Below are 8,791 nucleotides of genomic sequence, written 5' to 3'. Positions count from 1 at the left end.
GCCCGTTCAGCGTTCCGGTTTCGCCGGTGATGTTGGCGGCCCGCATCGCCGCGTCGAGGTTGTTATGGATGATGCTGAACGCGTCGGCATAAGCGTCGTAGATGCGAACCTGTTCCGGCGTCAGCTGGTGTTCAACGAGCTCGTACTCGACGCCCTCATAGGACAATGAGCGGGCCGCGTAGAGACCGAGCGCCTTGAGATCGCGCGCCAGCACCTCCATCGCCGCAACGCCACCCTCCTCGATCGCCTCGACGAACTCGGCGCGTGTGGCGAAGGGGAAATCGGCGCCGCCCCAAAGACCGAGGCGTTGCGCATAAGCGAGGTTGTGGACGGTGGTGGCGCCCGTCGCCGACACGTAAACCACGCGAGCGTTCGGCAAGGCGTGCTGGAGCCTCAGGCCCGCGCGCCCCTGTTGGGAGGCCGCCTGGTCACCGCGTTCGCCCTTGCCGCCGACCGCGTTCTGCATGGCATGGCTCTCGTCGAAGACGATCACTCCGTCGAAGTCGGAGCCCAACCATTCAACGATCTGCCTGACACGCGAAAGCTTTTCGCCACGCTCGTCGGTGCGTAGCGTGGCGTAGGTGGTAAAAAGGATGCCTTCCGAAAGCCGGACCGGGGTGCCCTGGCGAAACCGGGACAGGGGCGTAACGAGCAGCCGCTCCATGCCGAGCGCGGACCAGTCGCGCTGGGCATCTTCGATGAGCTTGTCGGATTTGCTGACCCAGACCGCACGGCGGCGGCCCTTGAGCCAATTGTCGAGCAGCATCCCCGCGACCTGCCGCCCCTTGCCAGCGCCAGTGCCATCGCCCAAGAACCAGCCGCGACGAAAGCGGACGACATTCTCTGTGTCATCGCGCGCGGCAGCTACAACATCAAACGTCGCGTCGACCGTCCAGGAGCCCGCGAGAAATTCGGAATGCGCCTCGCCCGCATAGGTGACGCTCTCGATCTGGGCGTCCGACAGAACTCCATCTGCCGCCAGACTAGAAGGCAGGTGCGGACGGTAGGACGGCTTCGGTGGCGCAACGGACGCCATCGCCGCGGACTGCACGAGCTTGGTCGGATGGGCGCACGCTCCGGGAATACGGATCGATTGCAATCCGTACTCCTCATACAGCGCATCGGTGAGGCGGGCGCCTTCCGGCGGCGACCATTCGACGGTCTCGTACGCAAGTTCCACACCTTCCGGCGCGCTCCCTGAAGTGGACGAGAGGCTTGGTGCAATGGCGCCGGCCGATCGGGGCATTGCAGGGCGCCTAACGATGTCGGCCACAACCGGCACGGCGACGGGTAGCCTCGGAGGCACGTGCTGGGTCACCCAATTGAGCAAGGTGGCGACATCGCCGGCCATGCCTTGCGAGGCGGGAAAAGCCTTCGGATCGGCAGCGGGCAACTTGTCGATGACGAGCAGCCTCGTGTCCGTCTGAGTGCCGTGCTTGGCGTAGACGGCGCCGTCAATCGCGGCAGAAAACACGATCCGTCCGCGCTCCTGGAGGCGAACAAAGGCATCGGTCCATGCCGGGTTATCCGGCGCAAGGTCTGCGCCAGCGATGGCGACGAGGCGTCCACCGTCGCAAAGACGCGCGAGCGCCGAAGCGATGTGCCGGAAAGCGGCGTCCGCCATCCGTCGATCGACATTCGCCACCGCGGAGAACGGCGGGTTCATCAGAACGACGCTCGGTACAACACTCGCGTCGAGGTGATCATGGATCTGCGCGGCATCGAATCGCGTCACCTCAACATTGGTAAACAAATGATCCAGCAGCGTCGCGCGGCCTTCGGCCAACTCGTTCAACATCAGAGAGCCGCCGGCCAGCTCGGCAAGGATAGCGAGCAAGCCGGTCCCCGCGGACGGCTCCATAACGCGGTCGACCGCCGTAATACCAGCTGCGGTGCATGCGGCCAGGCCGAGCGAGATCGGCGTCGAGAATTGCTGAAACGCCTGACTGTCCTCGGAACGCCGCGTATGGCTCGGCAGACAGCTCGCGATTTTCGCGAGCATCGGCAGCATGGCCGCCGTCGAGCCTGCCTTGGCCCGGATGGCCGGGCCGAACTTGCGAAGGAAGAGAACGGTTGCCACCTCGCAGACGTCATAGGCAGTCTTCCAATTCCAGTCGCCGGCCGCGTCCGAGCCACCGAATGCAGCCTCCATGGCGCTTCGCAGGACGGCCGCATCGATGCGACGGCCGCGTTCGAGATCAGTCAAGATCCGTCGGGCGGCCTTGAGGGCGGCAGAGGTGAGAGTGGCAGCGGCACGCATCGAGAGCGGCGCGGCGGCAGCGCCGCCTGCAAGAGACCCGGTCATGTCAGGATTTCTCGGGAGAGCGGGAACGGGTCGAACCATCAGGCGCTCTCCTTTGACCCGACGGCTCAAACCCTTCCCGGCCCGGCTCTCCCTCTCGGCGCTCGCCCACAAAAATGGGGACCGGCGCCGCACACCGGTCCCCAAGCAACTGCGGGATGGCCGGAGCCATCCCGCGCTGTGTCACTCAGCCGCGTCGAGCTGTTGCGGGTGATCGTCGCCGGCATTCTCTCGATCCTCATCGTCGGCGAGGAATTCGGGCAGTGGGTTCGCTTCACCCTCCTGCTCCACCGACGACACGCTGGAGCCGATCATGCGCAGCGGTTCCGGCAACCAGCCCGAGCCATCGAGAAGCCGCTCAGCCTCCTTGGCCATGTCAGCTTTCTTCAGGTGGTCGATCAGTTGCGCGGAAGATTCGCCCCGTGCTTCCCGCACCGCCTCCAGAATGCGAGGCTTGGTGACCCGGCCGAGATAGTTGTCGGCGGTCGGTCGCCAGCCGGCCTGCACCATGTCGAGCCCGACCGCGCGCGCCAGCACATTTGCCTGGTCGAGACGCGTGCGGGCGCCGTGGGCGGAGACATGGCCCTGATTGTAGCGGTTGGCTGGCTCGTAGAGAGCGTTGACCGCAAATGATGCGCAGTGAGCGAACAGGGACGCCTGAGCGTCACCATCGAGAGCTGTGAGCGCATCCCAAAGATCGCTCTCGCCCTTCGGCAACCGTGCTTTCCAGGACTCGTGCCGAACCTCAACGGCCTTCGCGGACGCGCTTTCCCTCAGCCCGGGGGCTTGAGCGGGAAAGGTCGGCGTGCGAAGTCCGATCTCAAGAGAGCTTGCAGAAGACGAGAACCGGTAAAATGCGGTCAGCACGAAGTTGTGCAATACGGCCTGGAACGCGATCGCGGGATTTTCCGCCAGCGCATCCCGCAATGCCAGCGTGCGATGGGCCGTCAATTCGGTGATGAGCCGATCCGGCAGAGGCTTGGCCGCATCGTCATCATCTTCTTCGGTATCGACCGGGTGACCGGCGACTGCGATCACCGTGCGCTGGACGGAAGTCCTTGCCTCTTGCCCTTCGGTCGACAACGGATCGGCGGCCTGTCCGACATCAGGATCGGTTGCCGGCTTGTCGTCCTCTGCCCGGACGTAACCCCGGTCCACGGAAAGGCGTCCCTCGGAATCGATGCTGACGAAGACGCCAGCTCGGGCAATCTCCGCGGGATCGTAGAGCACCGACCGCTCTTCGAACGCCATCAGCGCCGCCTCGATTTCGCCGAGACGCTGGTCGACCTCATCGGGGAGCTCATCTGCATCCTGGTAGTCGGATTCAAGCTTGGCCAGTTCGGCGTTCAGCGCGTCAATGGTAACTTGCTCCTCAGGGGAGAGGTCGAGAGGTTTGCCCTCCAGTTCGCGCAGGCCTGTCGCATGGCCGTAGGGGAAATCGACGGCCACGGAAATCCACTTCCACCCCTCGGCGGTAATCGCCTCGGCTTCGGCCTTGAGCCTTTCTGTCACGAGGCGGTCGAGCAAAGGGACATCTTGAAGCCAGCCGCCGTCATCGTGCTCGAAGAGGTCCCGCAAAACGGTGCCGCCGGCCTGCTCGTAAGCGTCCAGTCCGACGAACTGGGCGCGACGGTCGGAAGCGCGCACGGTATTCTCCGTCAGCATCCGCCGGATCTGATATGGCTCGTCGTTGCCGGATCTGCTGGCATTATCCCAGACCTGCTCCTGACGCTCCTGGTCGGCCGTGACGGAAAAGGCCATCAACTGCTCGAGCGTCATGCCATCTTCGGCATAGACGTCGTGCAACTTCGGCGACACCGATGCCAGACGCAGGCGCTGCTTGACGATCGCTGGCGAGACGAAGTGCCGCGCGGCGATATCCTCTTCACTCATGCCACCGTCATGCAACACCTTGAACGCTCGGAACTGATCCAGCGGGTGCAAGCCGACCCGTTCGTCATTCTCCGCGAGGGAATCGTCCTCGGCGATGCCGCCATCCCTGATAACGCAGGGGACAGGTTGCGCCCTCGCCATACGCTTCTGCTTGATCAGCAGTTCGAGCGCGCGGTAGCGGCGTCCACCAGCCGGCACCTCGAACATGCCAGTCTCCTGACCGTCGGCATCGACGACGGCACGAACGCTCAAGCTTTGTAACAACGTGCGCTGAGCGATGCTCTCCGCCAGTTGCTCGATCGAGACGCCAGCCTTCACGCGGCGGACGTTGGACTGACTCAAGACCAGCTTGTTGAAGGGAATATCGCGGGAGGGACTGAGTTTGATTTTCTGAACAGCGCTTGCCATGTCGGTTGCTCCACGACGGGCGGCCGAAAGACTCTCTCTCGACCTCCTGCCCGTCACAGGAAAACCGGCGCTCCTCTCACTCTCTGACGCGCAGCACCAACTGTAGGCCGACACTGAGACGACGTGCGGATGCATCACGCGGCCTCCTCATTGCCCTCAACGATGGAATCGATCGCGGGGGGCAGAAAGGCGAGCAGGAAATCGGCGGCCTTCGATGCCGCACTCGCGGCGCGCACGACGGCGCGATTATCCTCACGCAGCACCTCGAGCCAGGAACCAATGTAGTCGGCGTGGCGCACGGTCGGCACGATGCCGAGCGAGGCACAAACGAAGGCACCCGCCATTTCGGCGACCAGTTCCTCTCGCGCGTACGATTTTGAGCCGAACGAACCGGAGTGGTCGCGGTTGAGGCGGGACGCCTGGCCGGTCCAATGGCCGAGTTCATGGAATGCAGTTCGGTGCCAATTGATCGGTTCGAAATAGGCAGCCGGTGGCGGCACCTGCACGAAATCGCCCGTCGTATTGTAGTAGGCGCGCGCACCGCCGATGCGAAAATCCGCGCCGGTGGCGGCGATCAACGTCTCGGCTCGAGGCTCAATCTGATCTGGTGGCGCCGGGACGACCGAGGCAGCGACCCCCTCGGGCAAGCCATCGCACTGGTCCGTGTTGAAGACGGTAAAACGCTTGAGAAACGGGATGGCGCCCGGCTCTTCACCGGCCTCCGCGGCGCGCCGACGTTCGTCGTCCGGGGTGAAGCGATCGGCATAGACGACGGTCGTTCCCCGTTCGCCCTTCCTGACGTAACCGCCAAGCCCAAGCGCCTGGCGAAAAGTGAGCCAGCTCTGTCCGGAGAAGCCGTGCTCGATAACGGCACCCCACAGGATCAGCACATTGATCCCGGAATATCCGCGCTGCGTCGACGCGTTGCGCGGCATGGCGAGCGGCGCCTTGATCGCCGCCGTCCTCCATGGCTGCACCCAAGGGATACGGCCGGCCTCCAGCTCGGCGATGATCTTGTCGGTGATTTCGGTGTAAAGGCTCGCGCGGTCTTTGCCGGCGCGAACTCGGGCGGTATGTCCAGGCATCGCGGTTCTCCGCGACGGGCATCGGAAGCCTCTCCTCCGATCTTCAACCCGTCGCGGCAGACCCGGCCCGCACTCTCACTCTCAGTAATGGTGACGACACGCGCTCTTGAGAAGCGGACTCGCGGTCGCGCCGCGCCTTGGCGTTAGGGACGAAAGCCCGGCGAGCGACTCAAGAGCGATCTCACCACTCGTTGGTATCAATTTTGCACTTGTGATATCGTCTCAATGTTGCGGATGTCGATTCACGGCGTGCGCATGTTCACTGAGCCATTTTTTTACAGAGGACGACATGGCCAAGAAAGCGAAGAAGGCAAAGAAGACCGCCAAGGCAGCCACCAAGAAGGTGGCAAAGAAGACTTCAAAGAAAAAGAAGTAGTCGTATCCGCGACTGAGAGATTGCCGCCTGCGGGTCTCCGCAACCCGGACGCAAAGCGAACCTGTCCAATAGGTTCTGAAATGTCCTTTGCAGCCGTTTCTCTAGCGCGGCAAGGCAACATAAGGTCGGCCCTTTGTGCAGCTAGCTACTGCATAAAGGTCCGGTTTTTCGTTTCTGCCCGGCGAGGGCATGATCTGCTCTTGCGCGAAGCGTCAATACCGCCACTTCCAGCGACGGTGACGCCACGATTCTCTGAGAGAATGGTTTTCGCGGCACCGCAGCCTTCTTTCGCAAAAGTGATGGAAGCCCGAAGAGCGCGAAGGGAAGGCAAAGGCACCCGGCGCGGGGCAGTGATAGCGACGCCGGCATGAAATGACGGCGGGACCCGCGACCGAGTGCAGTCGCGAGACCGGTTAACAAGGCACCCGCGTTCGGGGCAGTGATAGCGGCGCCGGAATGAAATGACGGCGGCCCCTAACGCGAGTGCCTCCGGCGAGCGACTCATGATCGCGCGAGGGATCGAAGCCGGATGGCCGAGACGCGGAGCGGCTCGGTTCACGAGAGCCCGGTGCGGCGGAAGCCGCACGCGCGCAAGAAGGGGCGCGAAGACTTGAGTCGGAGGATCTAGATTTCCTCGCGCGCATTCGTCTGCGCGTCATAGATCCTGATCTGAAGCATGGGAAACGTTTCTTGAGCTCTTCTCCACCTGCCCTGGCGCCGTCTCTGGTTGCAAATTTGGCCTTCAGTCGGCCGTCCACTTCAAGCGCGTAACCAGAGGCCGGCAGTTCACGGGTGGCAGCAACCATATCATTCCCATTGTGCAGTGAGGTGGTTGAGAATGATGGGTAGCGTGAGTCGCCCACACTGCGCTAGCACTCCAAACCCTGAGTTCCTGCCATTGCGAAATCCTGCCAGCCGGAACGAATGGCGGACACAGCGATTCGTCCTATCAGGAGCCATTTCGATGCTGATGACGAGTGAACGAAGGCCGCCGATACAGACGCTGCGCGGGTGGGCGATCCACGTTCTTCAGGAAGCGGGCGCCATCCGCGAGTGCGAGGAGCATGGTTGGATGCAGGACCGCGCCGATCCGCATGCAAGGGAGCGGGCCTTCGATATCGCCCGCGTAGACCCACCCGCAGGCGTCTCTCCTGATGCAGCGGCGGCCGAAGTTCGTGACGTGCTGAACTCGATCGGTGATACCTGCCCAGAATGCGCTCCAGATTAGAAGGCTCGGCGCCGAGCATCACGGAAACTAACCCCGGGCGCGCCACAGCGTAGCTTCCAATTGCTCCTTCTCCTTATGCCAGCGGGCTTTTTCGACCTGCGATCTCTTCTCGAGAGCCTCAAGCTCGGCCTGGATGGCGGCGGCCCGCTTCGCATGCTCTTGTTCAGCCTTGTCCAGCGTAGCCTGCGCCTCGTCGATGGCCTGCTGCCGGCGTTCACGGTCCTTCTGCCTGGCAGTCTCTTCCTTCGCCTGTTCAAGCTGGCGCCGCTTCTGCTCCTTTTCGAAGGCGAGAGCGGCCTTTCGTTCCGCAGCCTGGTCGACGGGCCGAGAGGAAGGCTGCTTCGCCTTTGGGCCTTTCAACTTGCGGGCGGCTTTCGTTGGTCGTCCGCCGCCAAGATCTGTGGGCAGCTCGGCATGTTCGCTGAAAGGTCGGTCGGTTCCGACCGGGCGCCTGAGAACGACGCCGGGCTTTGCCATGGCCGCTGCGATAACGTCCGGATCGTCGCTCTCCTTCGCCGCGCCCTGGTGGAAGAGATTGCTGTCTGCGCCCCACGCTTCCAGAGCCGCTTTCATGGAGGGAGCGGCAATCGCCAGATCGAAGAAGCCGAGCGAGGTCTGGTAGGTCTTCAGTTTTCTCGCCATGAGACGCTTCCCCGCACCGCCCACTGACTGCTGCCATGCGATCAGCGGTGTTGTTTACCTCGCGAGCAGAGAACTTCCAAAGCGGCAAACAGAGCGGCGGGCCCGGGCAATATCTCGATGCATCCGGCGTGTCGGAGCGAGCTTTCCGTGAACCCACCGCAAGCATACCTTAAGCCGACTTCCGCTGCGGTTTGGCCGCCAGCTTCTTCGCCGCAGCCTCCTTGACCGGTTTCTTGCCGGCAATCGGCATCAGCATTTCCTTCTGCCCGGCGGCCGCCTTGCGCGGCTTCTTGGCTGGCTTCTTCGGCGCCTCGGTCGCCGTCGCGGCTTCTCTTCCGATGCTCTTGCGCAGCGCGTCCATCAGATCCACCACGTTCTCGCCGCGGGGACGCGCTTTCGCCGTGATGGGTTTGCCGGCGCGCTTCTGGTTGATGAGATCGATGAGGGCGGTTTCGTACTGGTCTTCGAACTTGTCCGGCTCGAAGTGGCCCGCCTTCTGGTTGACGATGTGCTTGGCGAGATCGAGCATATCCTTGGTGACTTTGACATCCTGGATCTCGTCGAAATACTCGTCCGCAGATCGCACCTCATAAGGATAGCGCAGCAGCGTTCCCATCAGGCCCTTGTCCATGGGTTCGAGGGCGATGATGTGCTCGCGGTTGGTCAGCACTACCCGTCCGATGGCAACGTTGTTCATCTCACGGATGGTTTCGCGGACGACGGCGAAGGCGTCGTGACCGACCTTTCCGTCGGGCACCAGGTAGTATGGACGGATCAGATACCGCGGGTCGATCTCGCTGCGGTCGACGAACTCGTCGATCTCGATGGTCCTCGTCGATTCCAGCGCGACGTTCTCG

Annotated in this window: 6 protein-coding genes; 1 reads left to right on the top strand and 5 read right to left on the bottom strand. The window is 63.0% G+C overall.

The features are described 5' to 3' along the window. The 3 genes from TSA1_RS18710 to TSA1_RS18700 form a co-directional block, all read right to left on the bottom strand. Positions 1 to 2,305 (bottom strand): strawberry notch-like NTP hydrolase domain-containing protein (locus tag TSA1_RS18710; RefSeq protein WP_174719318.1); only part of this gene is annotated, 2,305 nt, incomplete at its 3' end. Positions 2,306 to 2,485: 180 nt separating this feature from the next. Further along, positions 2,486 to 4,603: a ParB/RepB/Spo0J family partition protein gene (locus TSA1_RS39760; RefSeq protein ID WP_100177637.1), complete on the bottom strand. Its 2,118-nt coding sequence runs from the start codon at positions 4,601 to 4,603 to the stop codon at positions 2,486 to 2,488. Positions 4,604 to 4,737: 134 nt separating this feature from the next. Next, the gene (locus TSA1_RS18700) at positions 4,738 to 5,688 is read right to left on the bottom strand and encodes an ArdC family protein (protein WP_100177636.1); all 951 of its coding nucleotides are present in this window, start codon (positions 5,686 to 5,688) and stop codon (positions 4,738 to 4,740) included. A 1,340-nt stretch (positions 5,689 to 7,028) separates the two neighbouring features. On the opposite strand from TSA1_RS18700, the gene TSA1_RS18690 reads away from it, so the two are divergent. Continuing rightward, positions 7,029 to 7,292: a hypothetical protein gene (locus TSA1_RS18690; RefSeq protein WP_100177635.1), complete on the top strand. Its 264-nt coding sequence runs from the start codon at positions 7,029 to 7,031 to the stop codon at positions 7,290 to 7,292. Between the two features lie 27 nt (positions 7,293 to 7,319). On the opposite strand, the gene TSA1_RS18685 is transcribed toward TSA1_RS18690, so the two are convergent. Both TSA1_RS18685 and ku read right to left on the bottom strand, forming a co-directional pair. Then, on the bottom strand, positions 7,320 to 7,934 hold the full coding sequence (locus TSA1_RS18685; RefSeq protein ID WP_100181205.1) for a cell envelope biogenesis protein TolA: 615 nt from the start codon (positions 7,932 to 7,934) through the stop codon (positions 7,320 to 7,322). Between the two features lie 169 nt (positions 7,935 to 8,103). Continuing rightward, positions 8,104 to 8,791 (bottom strand): non-homologous end joining protein Ku (gene ku / locus TSA1_RS18680; protein WP_210421899.1); only part of this gene is annotated, 688 nt, incomplete at its 5' end.

This window comes from Bradyrhizobium nitroreducens (assembly GCF_002776695.1).
GTDB lineage: Bacteria > Pseudomonadota > Alphaproteobacteria > Rhizobiales > Xanthobacteraceae > Bradyrhizobium > Bradyrhizobium nitroreducens.
This window is presented reverse-complemented; position numbering and strand designations above follow the sequence as displayed.

Bases quoted from the DNA above. Each gene is read 5' to 3' on its own strand.
- TSA1_RS39760 (WP_100177637.1), bottom strand. From the start codon at position 4,603: ATGGCAAGCGCTGTTCAGAAAATCAAACTCAGTCCCTCCCGCGATATT.
- TSA1_RS18700 (WP_100177636.1), bottom strand. From the start codon at position 5,688: ATGCCTGGACATACCGCCCGAGTTCGCGCCGGCAAAGACCGCGCGAGC.
- TSA1_RS18690 (WP_100177635.1), top strand. From the start codon at position 7,029: ATGCTGATGACGAGTGAACGAAGGCCGCCGATACAGACGCTGCGCGGG.
- TSA1_RS18685 (WP_100181205.1), bottom strand. From the start codon at position 7,934: ATGGCGAGAAAACTGAAGACCTACCAGACCTCGCTCGGCTTCTTCGAT.